Here is a 14,243-nt window from a genome sequence, read left to right as displayed (position 1 = left end):
CGAAAGTTTCAGAAAGGCCGAGGGCGCGGGATCACTCCTGCGCCCTTAGCATATCTGCGGGACGTGCGTTCAGCGCCTTCAGCGCAAAGCCCAGACCCGCTAGCACCGTGGCCAAGACGCCGCCCGCGATGATCATCAGCGCGTTGGGCCAGACCACGGCGAAATCGGTCTCCATGACGAAATGGCTCACGGCCCAGCCGCCGGTGATCCCCGCCAGCAGCGCCACCGCCCCGGCAAAGAGGCCGAGCAGCGCGGCGCGCAGCACAAAGCTGGTGGCGATGGCGCGGCGCGAGGCGCCCATGGTTTTCAGCAGCGCCGACTCATAGCTGCGCGCCCCGGTGCCTGCGGCCGCAGCGCCGATCAGCACCATGAACCCCGTCGCCAGCGTGGCCAAGGCGCCAAAGGAGATGGCGGAGGCGAGCCCGGCCAGCACCGCCGCGACCCGGTCGATCGCATCGCGCACGCGGATGGCGGTGATATTCGGGTATTCGCTGGCCAGATCGCGCAGAATGGCCGCTTCGGCCTCGGGTTCGGCATAGACGGTCGAGATGAAACTATGCGGCGCGCCGGCAAGGGCGGCGGGGTTCATCGTCAGCACAAAGCCGATCCCGGCGGTCGAGAAATCGACCTCGCGAAAGCTGGTGATCGTGCCGGTGATGTCGCGGCCAAGGATATTGACGCTGAGCGTGTCGCCCAGTTCCAGCCCAATCTCCTCGGCCTCTTCGGCGGCAAAGCTGATCTGCGGATCGCCGCTGTAATCCTGCGCCCACCACTCCCCCGCCGTGATCCGCGTGTCTTCGCCGGGCAGGGCCGCATAGGTCACCCCCCGGTCGCCGCGCACGACCCAGTGATCGCCCGCAACCTCACGCGCGGGGCGTCCGTTGATCTGGGTGATCACACCGCGCAGCATCGGGGCGCTTTCGATACGCGACACGGCCGGATCGCCCTCAAGCCGCGCGGTATAGCCGGGCATCTGGTCTTTCTGGATATCGACGAAAAAGTAGGAGGGCGCCACGTCGGGCAAGTTGCCCGAGATCGCCCGGCGCAGGTTGCCGTCGATCTGGCCCACGGCGGCCAGCACCGACAGGCCGAGGCCAAGCGCCAACACCACCGCCGTCGCCCCTTCGCCGGGGCCGCCGATGGCCGCCAGCGCCCACCGCAGGCGCGGATGGCCCCGCGCCCGGCGGGCCGCAGCACGGGCCAGCAGACGCAAGAGCGCCGCGGCGCATGCCAGCAGGGCGAGCGTCGCGGCCAGCCCACCCAGCGTCCAGAGTGTGAGCGCCCAGGACCCGTTGAACCAGCCCGCCAGCGCCAACAGGGCGGCCAGCAGTAGCGCCATCGCCATGAGGTAGGGCGCGGCGGGCCAAGGCGATTGCCGTTGCCAGTCGTCGCGAAACAGCGTCGCGGCGCGGACATCGCCGCTGCGTGCTAGCGGCCAGAGGGTGAAAAGGGCGGCGGTCAGCAGCCCGTAGAGCGCAGTCTCGATCAGCGGGGCGGGGTAGAGGGTGAAACGCGCGGGCAGGGGCAGGCTTGCCTTGATCAGCGGCGCGAGTAGCAAGGGCAGCCCCGCCCCGATCAGCAGGCCAAGGGCGACCCCGGCCATGGCCAGAATGCCGACTTGGATGAAATAGGTCTGGAAGATCGTCGCCCGCCGCGCGCCCAAGGCGCGGAAGGTGGCGATCACGGCGGTCTTGCGCTGCAGGTAGGCGCGCACCGCCGCCGCCACACCGACGCCGCCCACGGTCAGCCCCGAGAGGCCCACGAGCACCAGAAAGGCGCCCAGACGTTCGACAAAAAGCGCCACGCCCGGCGCGCCGTTGCGCGCGTCGGTCCAGCGCATTCCGGCATCGGCAAAACGCGCCTTGGCCTCGGCTTCGAGCGGGGCGAGGGCGGTGCCTTGGGGCAATTCGAGACGGTATTTGCTGTTGAAAAGCGTGCCGGGGGCAAGCAGGCCGGCGCCTTCGAGTGCCACGCGTTTCACCAGCGTGCGGGGCCCAAGGGAAAAGCCGCTGGCGGCGGAATCCGGTTCGCGTGTGATCAGCGCGGTCAGGGTGAATTCGGCCTCGCCTAGCGCGAAAGTGTCCCCGGGGGAGAGGGCCAGCCGATCCGCCAGCGCCCGCTCCATCACCGCGCCGGGCAGCGTGGTGGCGGAGGGCGAAAGGGCATCTTCCAACGGCAGGGCGGGGTCCAAGACCATCTCACCGATCAGCGGGTAGAGGTCATCCACAGCCTTCACCTGCGTCAACGCGCGGTCCGAGCTCTCGCCCGCGCCGACCACGGCCATGGACCGAAATTCGACGATCTCGGAGACCCGCGTCGCGCGCTCCGCCATCCATGCCTGCTCCTCCTCGGTGGCGAAACGATAGGTGAAATCAAGCTCGGCATCGCCGCCGAGAAGGGCCGCGCCCTCGGCCTCCAGCCCGGCTTCGATCGCCGCGCGGACGGTCCCGACAGCGGCCAGTGCGGCCACGCCGAGCGCCAGACAGGCCAGCAGCAGGCGAAAGCCGCGCAACCCGCCGCGCATTTCCCGAGGGGCGAAACGGGCGGCAAGGCGCAGGCTCATGCGAGACGCCCGTCGCGAAGTTCCACCACCCGGTCGCAGCGCTGCGCCAGATCATCGGCATGGGTGACCAGCACCAGCGTCGCGCCATGGCGGTCGCGCAGTTCAAACAACAGGTCCATGATCGCGGCCCCGTTGCGGCTGTCGAGGCTGCCCGTCGGCTCATCCGCCAAAAGGATCGCGGGGCGGGGTGCTGCGGCGCGCGCGAGCGCCACGCGCTGTTGCTCGCCCCCCGACATCTGCGCGGGATATTGGTTGATCCGGTGGCCCAGTCCCACGGCCTCAAGCTCGGCCCGGGCGCGGTCAAAGGCGTCATCGGCGCCGGAAAGCTCCAGCGGGGTGGCGACATTCTCAAGCGCGGTCATGGTGGGGATGAGGTGGAAAGACTGAAAGACGATCCCCATGCGCCCCTGCCGGAACCGGGCCAACCCGTCTTCCCGCAGCGCGCTCAGGTCATGGCCGAGGGCGGTGACCTTGCCGCCGGTGGCGCGCTCCAGCCCGCCCATGACCATCAGAAGCGATGATTTCCCCGACCCGGAAGCGCCGGTCAGCGCGATGCTCTCCCCTTGCTGGACCTGCAACGAAATGCCGCGCAGAATATCGACGGGGCCGGCATTGCCCTTGAGGCTCAGCGTGACATCTTGAAGGTCATAGACAGGGTCGCTCATCGGGTCGCCTTTGGCTTGGGGTACGTGATGGATATGGAGGTCCGCGAAGGATGCGCAAGGTATTGATCTGTTTTGCCTTTATTTTAGGCAGCGCGGCGCAGGCCGAGGAGGTGGTGATCGCAGCCCTCGGCGACAGCCTGACCCAAGGCTACGGGCTGCCCGCCGAGGAGGGGTTCGTGCCGCAATTGCAACACTGGCTGTATGCCGAGGGGGTCGAGGCCAAGATCCTCAACGCGGGCGTGTCGGGCGACACCACCGCTGGCGGGCTGGCGCGGGTCGACTGGACCCTGACGCCTGAGGTGGACGCGATGATCGTGACGCTGGGGGGCAACGACATGCTGCGCGGGCTGGACCCGGCGCAGGCGCGCGGCAACATCGACGGCATCCTTGCCGCTGCGGAAAAGGCGGAGGTGGAGGTGCTCTTGGTCGGCATGAGCGCGCCGGGCAACTACGGGGCGGGCTATAAGGCGGAGTTCGAAGGGCTCTACCCCGATCTGGCCGAGGCTTACGGGGCGCTGTTCTACCCGGACTTCTTTACCGGCCTGCTGGCCGAGGAAAAGAATGCCGCCAGCGCGCGGAGCGAGACGGTGCAGCGCTATTTCCAAGGCGACGGCATCCACCCTAATGCCGAAGGCGTGGCGCTGATCGTGGAAGACATTGGCCCTGTGGTGGTGGAGCTTGCCACCCGCGCCGCCGCGCGCCGCTAACAAAAACGGACGCCGCAGCGTCCGTTTCGATCATCATGATGTGGCCCGTTCAGGCCAGCGCGATGTTGCTCGCGCTTTCGCGGCCATCGCGGCCGGCTTCGACGTCAAAGCTGACCTTTTGGTTGTCCGCCAGCCCGGTCAGCCCTGCGCGCTCTACTGCGGAAATATGGACAAAGATGTCTTTGCCGCCCGCATCCGGTGCGATGAAGCCGTAGCCTTTTGTCGTGTTGAACCATTTTACGGTGCCAGTAGCCATGCCCCGTGTCTCCCTCTCTCTGATCTGCCCGCAACATGCGGCAGCGCGGCTCGGTCGAATTCGTGATCGCTGGAGCCTTAGGGCAGCCGGGTCGAAAAGTCTTCGCGTCGCAGTTGTGATATTGGAATCTCTATTTTTAAAATCAAGGATTTTTACGGGGCGAGGGGGCACAAGCAAGGAAGCGCCCATGAAATATAACCTGCCTGTTACAAAACTGGCAGGCATCTCGGGAACTTGCAGAAGGCGCGTTTTTCAAAAATTTACCAGTTGATAAAAAAATGATTCCGTGAGAGCGTTTTCAAAACACCAAGAAAACGACAGGGATTTTGATATGGCACGAGATGTGTTTGAGCCGGGGATCGTTCCGGGGCGGTTAGAACCGCAGAGCTATGCCGAGGGGTTTTCGGATCTTCATCCGCCCTTGGACGAACATGAGGCGCTGGTCGCGGCGGACCGCTGTTACTTTTGCCACGACGCGCCCTGCATGACAGCCTGCCCGACCGACATCGACATTCCGCTGTTCATCCGGCAGATCGCCACCGGCACGCCCGATGCGGCGGCCAAGACGATCCTGAGCCAGAACATCCTCGGCGGCATGTGCGCCCGGGTCTGCCCGACAGAGACGCTCTGCGAAGAGGTCTGCGTGCGCGAAGTGGCTGAGGGCAAGCCGGTGTTGATCGGCCAGTTGCAGCGCTATGCGACGGATCATCTGATGGCGCAGGGCGTGCATCCGTTCAAGCGCGCGGCGGCCACGGGCAAGCGCATCGCGGTGGTGGGTGCGGGGCCGGCGGGTTTGTCTTGCGCGCACCGTCTGGCGATGCTGGGCCATGAGGTCGAGATCATCGACGCGCGGCCCAAGCCCGGCGGGCTGAACGAATATGGCATCGCGGCATACAAGACCCCGAACGGCTTCGCGCAGGCCGAGGTGGATTGGCTGATGCAGATCGGCGGGATCACCTTCCGCCATGAGGTTGCCGTGGGGCGTGATGTCACTCTCGAAGAACTGAAGGCCGATTACGATGCGGTTTTCCTTGGCATGGGGTTGGTCGGCGTCAATGCCCTCGGGGCCGAGGGGGAGGATAAGGCCGGGGTTGCCAATGCGGTCGATTTCATCGCCGAACTGCGGCAGGCCAGTGATATCTCCGGCGTGCCGATTGGCCGTGATGTGGTGGTGATCGGTGGCGGGATGACGGCGGTGGACGCGGCGGTGCAGGCCAAACTGCTGGGCGCGCTCAATGTCACGCTGGTCTACCGCCGGGGGCGCGACCGGATGAATGCGAGTGTGTTCGAGCAAGACCTCGCCGCCTCCAAAGGGGTGCGGATCGTAACCCATGCGGTGCCGATTGCCGTGCATGGCAACGGGTCGGTGCGCGAGATCGAGTTTGAATATGTCGATGAGGCGATGAAGGGCACCGGCCAGACCCTGCGCCTGCAAGCGGATCAGGTGTTCAAGGCCATCGGTCAGACGCTGTTGGGCGAGGGGCTGCCCGAACTCGACGGGCGCAAGATCAAGGTCGATGGCACCGGGCGCACCAGCCTCGCCGGGGTCTGGGCCGGGGGCGATTGCGCCAGCGGCGGCGATGACCTGACGGTGACCGCGGTGGCCGAGGGCCGCGACGCGGCGATGGACATTCACACCACATTGATGGGGGCGGCGGGCTGAGGCCGCGCCGAGAGGGAGACATAACATGGCTGATCTGAGAAGCGACTTCATCGGGATCAAATCCCCCAACCCGTTCTGGCTGGCCTCCGCGCCGCCGACGGACAAGGAATACAACGTGCGCCGCGCCTATGAGGCGGGCTGGGGCGGGGTGGTCTGGAAGACCCTCGGCTCCGAAGGGCCGCCGGTGGTCAATGTCAACGGCCCGCGCTACGGCGCGATCTGGGGCGCGGACCGGCGGCTTCTGGGGCTCAACAACATCGAGCTGATCACCGACCGCCCGCTTGAGGTGAACCTGCGCGAGATGAAGGCGGTGAAACGCGACTATCCCGACCGCGCGCTCATCGCCTCGATCATGGTGCCCTGCGAGGAGGAGGCCTGGAAAGCCATCCTGCCGCATGTAGAGGAGACTGGCGCCGATGGGATCGAGCTGAACTTCGGCTGTCCGCATGGTATGGCCGAGCGTGGCATGGGCTCCGCCGTGGGGCAGGTGCCGGAATACATCGAGATGGTCACCCGCTGGTGCAAGATGTACACCCGCATGCCGGTGATCGTGAAGCTGACGCCGAACATCACCAATGTGCTCTACCCCGCCGAGGCCGCCAAGCGCGGTGGCGCGGATGCGGTGAGCCTGATCAACACGATCAACTCCATCACCTCGGTCGATCTGGACCTTTTCGCGCCCGAGCCCACGATCGACGGCAAGGGCACCCACGGCGGCTATTGCGGCCCGGCGGTCAAACCCATCGCGCTCAACATGGTGGCCGAGATCGCCCGCAACCCCGAGACCCACGGTCTGCCGATCAGCGGCATCGGCGGCGTCACCACTTGGCGCGACGCGGCGGAGTTCCTCGCCCTTGGCGCGGGCAATGTGCAGGTCTGCACGGCGGCGATGACCTATGGCTTCAAGGTGGTGCAGGAGATGATCTCGGGCCTGTCGGAATATATGGACGAAAAGGGGCTGACCTCGGTCGACCAACTGGTGGGCCGCGCGGTGCCGAATGTCACCGACTGGAACCAGTTGAACCTGAACTACGTCGCCAAGGCGAAGATCGACCAAGACCTATGCATCTCCTGCGGTCGTTGCTTTGCCGCTTGCGAGGACACCAGCCACCAGGCCATCGCCATGTCGGAGGATCGCACCTTTACCGTGATCGAAGAGGAATGCGTCGCCTGCAATCTCTGCGTCAATGTTTGCCCGGTCGAAGACTGCATCTCGATGGAGGAACTGGCGGCGGGGACCACCGACCTGCGCACCGGCGAGACGGTGACGCCGGACTATGCCAATTGGACCACGCACCCCAACAACCCCTCCGTTCACGCGGTTGAACCGGCAGAGTAAGGCAAGACCCGCCCGCGCCCCGCGTTCAGGGCTTTCTGCGCGACGGGGCGGCGGTATCGGCCGCGGGGGGCGGTATCTCTGCCACCTCCCGCCGTGCCGCGATCAGTGCCATGGCCGCATCCCGGGCCATCTCTTCGCGGGTGACGGGCGGCGCGCCTGCCGGTTCATCGGACGCTGCCGGATCTGCCCCCTCCGCATCCCGCGCAGCGCCTGCGCCGTTCAAATTACCTACATTCATCACTGCCCCTTTTCCCTTGGAAGGAGCCCACACCCGCCGTCAGACTGGGGGGCATGTGTTAACGGGGACTTAAACGCAGGGTGGAGCTGGCCGTTATGGTTAACCGTTTGGCGCTGGCGCGGGCTGATCCAATAGCGCGCCGAACATCGCCTGAAGATGGGCCTGCGCGCGGGGGCGGGGATCGGTCTCGGGGCCGAGCAGGATTTGCGCCTGCGCCTCGAAATCCGCGTAATGCTGGGTCGTCGCCCAGATGGAAAAAATCAGATGTTGCGGGTCCAGCGCGGGCAGTTTGCCCGCCGCTACCCAGCCCGCGATCACGGCGCATTTCTCGTCGAACAGGGGTTTGAGATGGCTGTGCAACTCCGGCTCGATCCGGGGCGCGCCTTGCAGGATTTCATTGGCGAAAAGACGGCTTTCGCGTGGGAGTTCGCGCGACATGGTCAGCTTGCGTTCGACATAGTCCAAAATCTCGCGCCGGGGGTCGCCTTCGGGGTCCAGTTCCACCAACGGGTCGAGCCATGTTTCCATCAGCTGCGACAGCAAAGTGACGTGAATGTCTTCTTTGCCATTGAAGTAATAGAGAATATTCGGTTTGCTCAGCCCAGCCTCGGCGGCGATTTGGTCCAGCGTGGCACCCCGGTAGCCGTGTTTGGAAAAGACTTCGAGCGCGGCATCCAGAATCACCCGGCGGTTGCGTCGTTGGATGCGGCTGGGTTTCTTGGCGGAGCTTTCGGGCAAGGCAATGATCCTTGGTGCTGCTAAAAAAGGCGTTTGCCGGATCGGCGGCGGGTTGTTTCAAACCAGTTCTTGACAGAGCCTAACCTAATCGCAATCGTGGATTTACCAAATGGTAAAAAAACAACACGGCCCCAGCCGATGACAGAGGAGTGACCTATGCCCGCGCCCGGAGAGAACCTCAAGATTGATCCCGACCGTCTTTGGGATTCCTTGATGGAAATGGCCAAGATCGGCCCCGGCGTGGCGGGGGGCAACAACCGCCAGACGCTGACGGATGAAGACGCCGAAGGCCGCGCCCTGTTCCAAAAGTGGTGCAAAGAGGCGGGCTGTACCATGGGGCTCGACCAGATGGGCAATATGTTCGCCCAGCGGGCGGGCACCGACCCCGATGCGCTGCCGGTCTATGTGGGCAGCCACCTCGACACCCAGCCGACGGGCGGGAAATACGATGGCATCCTTGGCGTGCTTGGCGGGTTGGAGATCATCCGCACGATGAACGATCTGGGCATCAAGACCAAACACCCGATCGTCGTGACCAACTTCACCAACGAAGAAGGCACCCGTTACGCCCCCGCGATGCTGTCGTCGGGGGTTTTTGCTGGCATCCACACGCAAGAGTGGGCCTACGCGCGCACCGATGCCGAGGGCAAGAGCTTTGGCGACGAGTTGCAGCGCATCGGCTGGCGCGGCGAGGAGGAAGTGGGCAAGCGCAAAATGCATGCCTTCTTCGAGTTGCACATCGAACAGGGTCCGATTTTGGAGGCCGAGGGCAAGGACATCGGCGTCGTCACCCACGGGCAGGGCTTGAGCTGGACCCAGGTAACGATCACCGGCAAGGACAGCCACACCGGCTCCACCCCGATGCCGATGCGCCGGGATGCCGGTCTCGGGATGGCGCGGGTGTTGGAGAAGGTGAATGAGATCGCGCTCAGCCACGCGCCCCATGCGGTCGGCGCGGCGGGCCATATCGAGGTCTATCCCAATTCGCGCAACGTGATCCCCGGCAAGACGGTCTTTACCGTCGATTTCCGGTCGCCCGAACTGTCGGTCATTGAGGATATGGAGGCCCGTTTGCGCGAAGAGGGTCAAAAGATCGCCGACGATATGGATGTGCAGATCGAATTCGAAAAGGTAGGCGGCTTTGATCCCGTGGCCTTTGACGAGGGCTGCGTGACGGCTGTGCGCAACGCTGCCCAACGGCTGGGCTATAGCCATATGAACCTGATCTCGGGCGCGGGTCACGATGCCTGCTGGATCAACCGCGTGGCGCCTACGGCGATGGTGATGTGCCCCTGTGTCGATGGTCTGAGCCACAACGAGGCCGAGGAGATCACCAAGGATTGGGCCAAGGCGGGGGCGGATGTGCTGCTCCATGCGGTGCTGGAGACGGCGGAGGTTATCCAGTGACTATTTCTTCTTCGGTGGCTTTTTTGATGGCTTCTGAGTGTACGTCAGATGCGCGCTACGGGTCAGCGGTTTTTGCCGGGGAATTACGATGGCCTGAGCAGGCTTCTTCGGGCCGCCGCCGTCACTTGGTTTATCGTTCATGACAAATACCTTATCGGATAACGCTAAAAAGTTGATAGAGTTAAGCTATAGCCGGTGCCATGATCGACTTCAACTTCAGGCTAGCATCGCGAGTGCTGCCGACCAAAGAGCACTTGTGTCTTCAACGCTATCGATTGCTGCTGCTGCACTAGTTTTTGGTGCACTAGCCGATTCAGAAAACAGTTTTTTACGAATTGGATCAGCACTTTTCTTTAGCGGAGCCGCACTGTTCTCGTCCCTTTCTGCGATGCCAGGTAAACTGTATTCGGCAGGAGGAACTGCGAGCGAGCTTCGAGAGGCGATCAACGACAATGCAAACTACCATGATGTGCTTCTTGTGCTCTGTGAAAACTTCGATCTCGATATCGCCGATAATGAGAAAACGGCATCAAAACGGGCACATCTATATCGTTTCGCCAAAGTGCTTTTTGCGATCGGTATTAGCCTAGCGATATGTGCATTTGTACTAATTTAAGAGGGGGAGAAAATGAGCAAGGTAATCAAGGGTGGCATGGTCTGCACGGCGGACCGAACGTGGAAGGCCGACGTGCTGATCGAGGGAGAAAAGATCAAGCGCATTGGCGAAGACCTTACGGGAGGCGAATATATCGACGCCGAAGGCGCCTATGTGATCCCCGGCGGGATTGATCCGCATACGCATCTGGAGATGCCCTTCATGGGCACCACGGCGGCTGAGACCTTTGAGAGCGGCACATGGGCCGCGGCGGTGGGCGGCACCACGATGGTGGTCGACTTCTGCCTGCCCGGCGCCGATGGCAGCATCAAGAACGCGATTAACGAATGGCACCGCAAGTCGGCGCCGCAGATTTGTTCGGACATCGGCTATCACATGGCCGTTACCGGCTGGGACGAGACCGTCTTCAACGAGATGAAGGACGCGGTCGACATGGGGGTGAACAGCTTCAAGCATTTCATGGCCTACAAGGGCGCCTTGATGATCGAGGACGACGAGATGTTCGCCTCCTTCAAGCGCTGCGCCGAATTGGGCGCGCTGCCGATGGTCCATGCCGAGAACGGCGATCTGGTGGCCGAGTTGCAGCAGAAGTATTTCGATCAGGGCATCACCGGACCGGAGGGTCACGCCTATTCCCGCCCGCCCGAGCTTGAGGGTGAGGCCGCGAACCGCGCCATCACCATCGCCGATACGGCGGGTGTGCCGCTTTATATCGTGCATGTCTCTTGCGAACAGACCCATGAGGCGATCCGGCGTGCGCGGCAGAAGGGGATGCGGGTTTATGGCGAGCCGCTGATCCAGTTCCTGACGCTGGACGAGTCGGAATATTTCAACACCGATTGGGACCATGCCGCGCGCCGCGTCATGTCGCCGCCCTTCCGCTCGAAGGATCATCAGGACAGTCTTTGGGCCGGGTTGCAATCGGGCAGCTTGCAGGTGGTCGCCACGGACCATGCCGCTTTCAGCACTGAGCAGAAACGCGCGGGCCGCGATGATTTCCGCATCATCCCCAACGGCTCGAACGGGCTGGAGGAGCGTCTGGCCGTGCTCTGGACCGAAGGGGTGGAGACGGGCCGGCTGACGCCGAACGAGTTCGTCGCCACGACCTCGACCAATATTGCCAAGATCCTGAATATCTATCCGCAGAAGGGTGCCATCGTCGAAGGCGCGGATGCCGATATCGTGGTCTGGGATCCGAAGATCACCAAGAGGATCAGCCCCGCGAACCATCATTCGGTGCTGGATTACAACGTCTTCGAAGGCTTCGAGGTCAAGGCGCAGAGCCGCTTTACCCTAAGCCGTGGCGAGGTGATCTGGGCCTGGGGGCAGAACAGCCAGCCGCAGCCCGGTCGTGGCCGTTTCGTACCGCGCCCGGCCTTCCCGAGCGCCAATGTCGCGCTCAGTAAGTGGAAGGAACTCAACAGCCCCAAGTTGATCAAGCGTGATCCGCTGAACATCCCGGCGGGGATCTGAGCCATGTAGAACCGCCGCGATAACCGGGTAAAGTGCCGCGCCAAAAGCGGCCGACCAACAGGGAAGTAAAATACGTGAATGACAGCCAGAGCGTGATCAGCGCCAGCAATCTTGACCTGACCTTTCAAACCAATGACGGGCCGGTCCACGCGTTGAAAGACGTGAACCTCGAAATCCACAAGGGGGATTTCGTCAGCTTCATCGGCCCTTCGGGCTGCGGCAAGACGACCTTTCTGCGGGTCATGGCCGATCTAGAGCAGCCCACGGGCGGCACCGTGACCATCAACGGCGTCTCGCCCGAGGAAGCGCGTAAATCACGGGCCTATGGCTACGTCTTTCAGGCGGCGGGTCTTTACCCGTGGCGCACCATCGGCGGCAACATTCGCCTGCCGCTTGAGATCATGGGCGTGCCCCGGGCCGCGCAGGACCAGCGGGTGAAACGGGTGCTCGACCTCGTGGAGCTTTCGGGCTTCGAGAAGAAGTTTCCTTGGCAGCTCTCGGGCGGGATGCAGCAGCGCGCCTCGATCGCGCGGGCGCTGTCCTTCGACGCCGACATCCTGCTGATGGACGAACCCTTCGGCGCGCTGGACGAGATCGTGCGCGACCACCTCAACGAGCAGCTCTTGAAGCTCTGGGCGCGGACCGAAAAGACCATCGCCTTCGTCACCCATTCGATTCCCGAGGCGGTGTATCTGTCGACCAAGATCGTGGTGATGAGTCCGCGGCCCGGACGGATCGCCGACGTGATCGAAAGCCCGCTGCCGCGCGAACGGCCCCTGGAGATTCGCGAAAGCCCGGAATTCCTCGAGATCGCGCACCGCGTGCGCGAGGGGCTGCGCGCCGGGCATGGGGACGATTGATGCGGAATATTATCCCCATTCTCACGGTCGTGGGTCTGTTGATCGTCATCTGGTATGGCGCGGCTGTCGCGCTCAACGCGCAATGGGCGCGGGATGTGGCGGCACGGGGCGACAAGACGCTGACATTCTCGGAACTGGTGGCCGACACATGGTCGCAGGAGAAACCGAAACTTCCCGCGCCGCATCAGGTCGGCGCGGAACTGTGGAAGACCACGGTGGAGAAGAAGGTTACCTCGAAACGCTCGCTGATCTACCACACATGGATCACCTTCAGCGCGACCTTTCTGGGCTTCGTCATGGGCACCGCACTCGGCACGCTTTTGGCGGTGGGGATCGTCTTCAACCGGACCATGGACATGAGCGTGATGCCCTGGGTGATCGCCAGCCAGACCATTCCGATCCTCGCCATCGCGCCGATGATCATCGTGGTCTTGAATGCCGTGGGCCTGTCGGGCCTGCTGCCGAAGGCGATCATCAGCATGTATCTGTCGTTCTTCCCGGTGGTCGTGGGCATGGTGAAGGGGCTGCGCAGCCCCGATCAGATGCAGCTTGACCAGATGCGGACATGGAACGCGAGCGGCTGGCAGACCTTCTGGAAACTGCGGCTGCCGTCGTCGATGCCCTATTTCTTCACCTCATTGAAGGTCGGCGTTGCGGCCTCGCTGGTCGGGGCCATCGTGGGTGAGATGCCGACCGGGGCGGTTGCGGGACTCGGCGCGCGGCTCTTGGCCGGTAGCTACTACGGCCAGACCGTGCAGATCTGGAGCGCGCTTCTGATGGCGGCTGCGCTTGCGGCTGCGATGGTGGGGCTCATCGGGCTGGTGCAGCGGCTGACACTCAAGCGGATGGGGATGGCGTGATGGGCTGGGTTCTTTTCGCCATTTTCGCATGGATCGCGGGCCTGTCGCTCAATGTCTGGCTGGCGCGGCAGCGGCCCTCGCGGGGGGCGTCGCTGGCGGCGCCGCTGGTCTTTGGCATCACGCTCATTGCCGTCTGGGAAGGCGTGGTGCGCGGGTTCGAGATCAACCAGGTGCTGCTGCCCGCGCCCTCGGTCATCGCGGCGCGCATGGCCACGTCGCTCGACATCCTGTGGATCGACTTCGTGCAGACCGTCATCAAGGGGGCGCTGAGCGGCTACATCATCGGCTGCGGCGCGGCCTTCCTGACGGCGCTGGCGATCGACCGCTTCCCCTTCCTGCAACGCGGCCTTTTGCCGGTGGGCAATTTCGTGGCCGCGCTGCCGATCATCGGCATGGCGCCGATCATGGTGATGTGGTTCGGCTTTGGCTGGCAGTCCAAGGCGGCGATTGTCGTGGTCATGGTATTCTTCCCGATGCTGGTGAACACCGTGCAGGGGCTGCAGGCCAGCGACGCGATGCAACGCGACCTGATGCGCACCTACGCGGCGGGCTATTGGCGCACGCTTGTGAAGCTGCGGCTGCCGGCGGCGATGCCTTTCGTCTTCAATGGGCTCAAGATCGGCACCACTCTTGCCCTCATTGGCGCCATCGTTGCTGAATTCTTCGGCTCTCCGGTGCTGGGGATGGGCTTTCGCATCTCCACCTCGGTGGGCCAGCTTGCGCTTGATTTGGTCTGGGCCGAGATTGTTGTCGCGGCGATAGCCGGATCGGCGTTCTATGGTATCATGGCCCTTATCGAAGGACGGGTGACCTTTTGGCACCCCAGCCAAAGGAACTAGAGACGACCAACCAACAGGG

At 63.6% G+C, this 14,243-nt stretch carries 15 protein-coding genes; 9 read left to right on the top strand and 6 right to left on the bottom strand.

The window, feature by feature from the left end; all coding sequences use genetic code 11:
- Positions 1-31: 31 nt before the first annotated feature.
- Entirely contained in the window at positions 32-2,563 is a 2,532-nt protein-coding gene (locus ACGYLC_RS13340) for an ABC transporter permease (protein ID WP_394423309.1), read from the bottom strand.
- Positions 2,560-3,228 (bottom strand): ABC transporter ATP-binding protein, encoded by a 669-nt coding sequence (locus tag ACGYLC_RS13335; protein ID WP_067265258.1) that lies wholly within the window; start codon positions 3,226-3,228, stop codon positions 2,560-2,562. The genes ACGYLC_RS13340 and ACGYLC_RS13335 overlap by 4 nt, the downstream gene beginning before the upstream one ends.
- A 50-nt stretch (positions 3,229-3,278) precedes the next feature.
- Between ACGYLC_RS13335 and ACGYLC_RS13330 the strand changes: the two genes are divergently transcribed.
- Complete coding sequence (locus ACGYLC_RS13330; RefSeq protein WP_394423308.1) at positions 3,279-3,935, top strand: arylesterase; 657 nt, start codon at positions 3,279-3,281, stop codon at positions 3,933-3,935.
- A 49-nt stretch (positions 3,936-3,984) separates the two neighbouring features.
- On the opposite strand, the gene ACGYLC_RS13325 is transcribed toward ACGYLC_RS13330, so the two are convergent.
- Entirely contained in the window at positions 3,985-4,191 is a 207-nt protein-coding gene (locus ACGYLC_RS13325; protein WP_067265254.1) for a cold-shock protein, read from the bottom strand.
- 331 nt (positions 4,192-4,522) lie between these two features.
- Here ACGYLC_RS13325 and ACGYLC_RS13320 point away from each other — a divergent pair, with 331 nt between their 5' ends.
- Complete coding sequence (locus tag ACGYLC_RS13320; RefSeq protein WP_394423307.1) at positions 4,523-5,854, top strand: NAD(P)-dependent oxidoreductase; 1,332 nt, start codon at positions 4,523-4,525, stop codon at positions 5,852-5,854.
- 25 nt (positions 5,855-5,879) lie between these two features.
- On the top strand, positions 5,880-7,193 hold the full coding sequence (gene preA, locus ACGYLC_RS13315) for an NAD-dependent dihydropyrimidine dehydrogenase subunit PreA (protein ID WP_394423306.1): 1,314 nt from the start codon (positions 5,880-5,882) through the stop codon (positions 7,191-7,193).
- A 25-nt stretch (positions 7,194-7,218) separates the two neighbouring features.
- On the opposite strand, the gene ACGYLC_RS13310 is transcribed toward preA, so the two are convergent.
- Together ACGYLC_RS13310 and ACGYLC_RS13305 are read right to left on the bottom strand one after the other, a co-directional pair.
- Positions 7,219-7,431, bottom strand: coding sequence for a hypothetical protein (locus tag ACGYLC_RS13310; protein ID WP_394399625.1), 213 nt, complete (start codon positions 7,429-7,431; stop codon positions 7,219-7,221).
- A gap of 99 nt (positions 7,432-7,530) precedes the next feature.
- The gene (locus tag ACGYLC_RS13305; RefSeq protein WP_394423305.1) at positions 7,531-8,169 is read right to left on the bottom strand and encodes a TetR family transcriptional regulator C-terminal domain-containing protein; all 639 of its coding nucleotides are present in this window, start codon (positions 8,167-8,169) and stop codon (positions 7,531-7,533) included.
- A gap of 156 nt (positions 8,170-8,325) precedes the next feature.
- On the opposite strand from ACGYLC_RS13305, the gene ACGYLC_RS13300 reads away from it, so the two are divergent.
- Positions 8,326-9,576: a Zn-dependent hydrolase gene (locus ACGYLC_RS13300; protein WP_394423304.1), complete on the top strand. Its 1,251-nt coding sequence runs from the start codon at positions 8,326-8,328 to the stop codon at positions 9,574-9,576.
- On the opposite strand, the gene ACGYLC_RS13295 is transcribed toward ACGYLC_RS13300, so the two are convergent.
- Positions 9,577-9,717: a hypothetical protein gene (locus tag ACGYLC_RS13295; RefSeq protein ID WP_394423303.1), complete on the bottom strand. Its 141-nt coding sequence runs from the start codon at positions 9,715-9,717 to the stop codon at positions 9,577-9,579.
- A gap of 115 nt (positions 9,718-9,832) precedes the next feature.
- Between ACGYLC_RS13295 and ACGYLC_RS13290 the strand changes: the two genes are divergently transcribed.
- From ACGYLC_RS13290 to ACGYLC_RS13270, 5 genes are all read left to right on the top strand, one after another.
- A complete protein-coding gene (locus ACGYLC_RS13290; protein ID WP_394423302.1) occupies positions 9,833-10,192 on the top strand; it encodes a hypothetical protein in 360 nt (119 codons plus the stop codon).
- Between the two features lie 12 nt (positions 10,193-10,204).
- A complete protein-coding gene (hydA, locus tag ACGYLC_RS13285) occupies positions 10,205-11,665 on the top strand; it encodes a dihydropyrimidinase (RefSeq protein WP_394423301.1) in 1,461 nt (486 codons plus the stop codon).
- 74 nt (positions 11,666-11,739) lie between these two features.
- Complete coding sequence (locus ACGYLC_RS13280; protein WP_394423300.1) at positions 11,740-12,525, top strand: ABC transporter ATP-binding protein; 786 nt, start codon at positions 11,740-11,742, stop codon at positions 12,523-12,525.
- Complete coding sequence (locus ACGYLC_RS13275) at positions 12,525-13,385, top strand: ABC transporter permease (protein WP_394423299.1); 861 nt, start codon at positions 12,525-12,527, stop codon at positions 13,383-13,385. Before ACGYLC_RS13280 ends, ACGYLC_RS13275 begins: the two co-directional genes overlap by 1 nt.
- Positions 13,385-14,224 carry an ABC transporter permease gene (locus ACGYLC_RS13270; RefSeq protein ID WP_394399614.1) on the top strand — a complete coding sequence of 280 codons (840 nt, stop codon included), beginning with the start codon at positions 13,385-13,387 and terminating at the stop codon, positions 14,222-14,224. The genes ACGYLC_RS13275 and ACGYLC_RS13270 overlap by 1 nt, the downstream gene beginning before the upstream one ends.
- The last annotated feature ends 19 nt before the right edge of the window (positions 14,225-14,243 follow it).

Origin of the sequence: Sulfitobacter sp. 1A12157 (assembly GCF_043557345.1) — a bacterium.
Lineage (GTDB): Bacteria > Pseudomonadota > Alphaproteobacteria > Rhodobacterales > Rhodobacteraceae > Sulfitobacter.
Note: the sequence above shows the minus strand (reverse complement) of the source record. Positions and strands in the feature narration are given on the sequence as shown.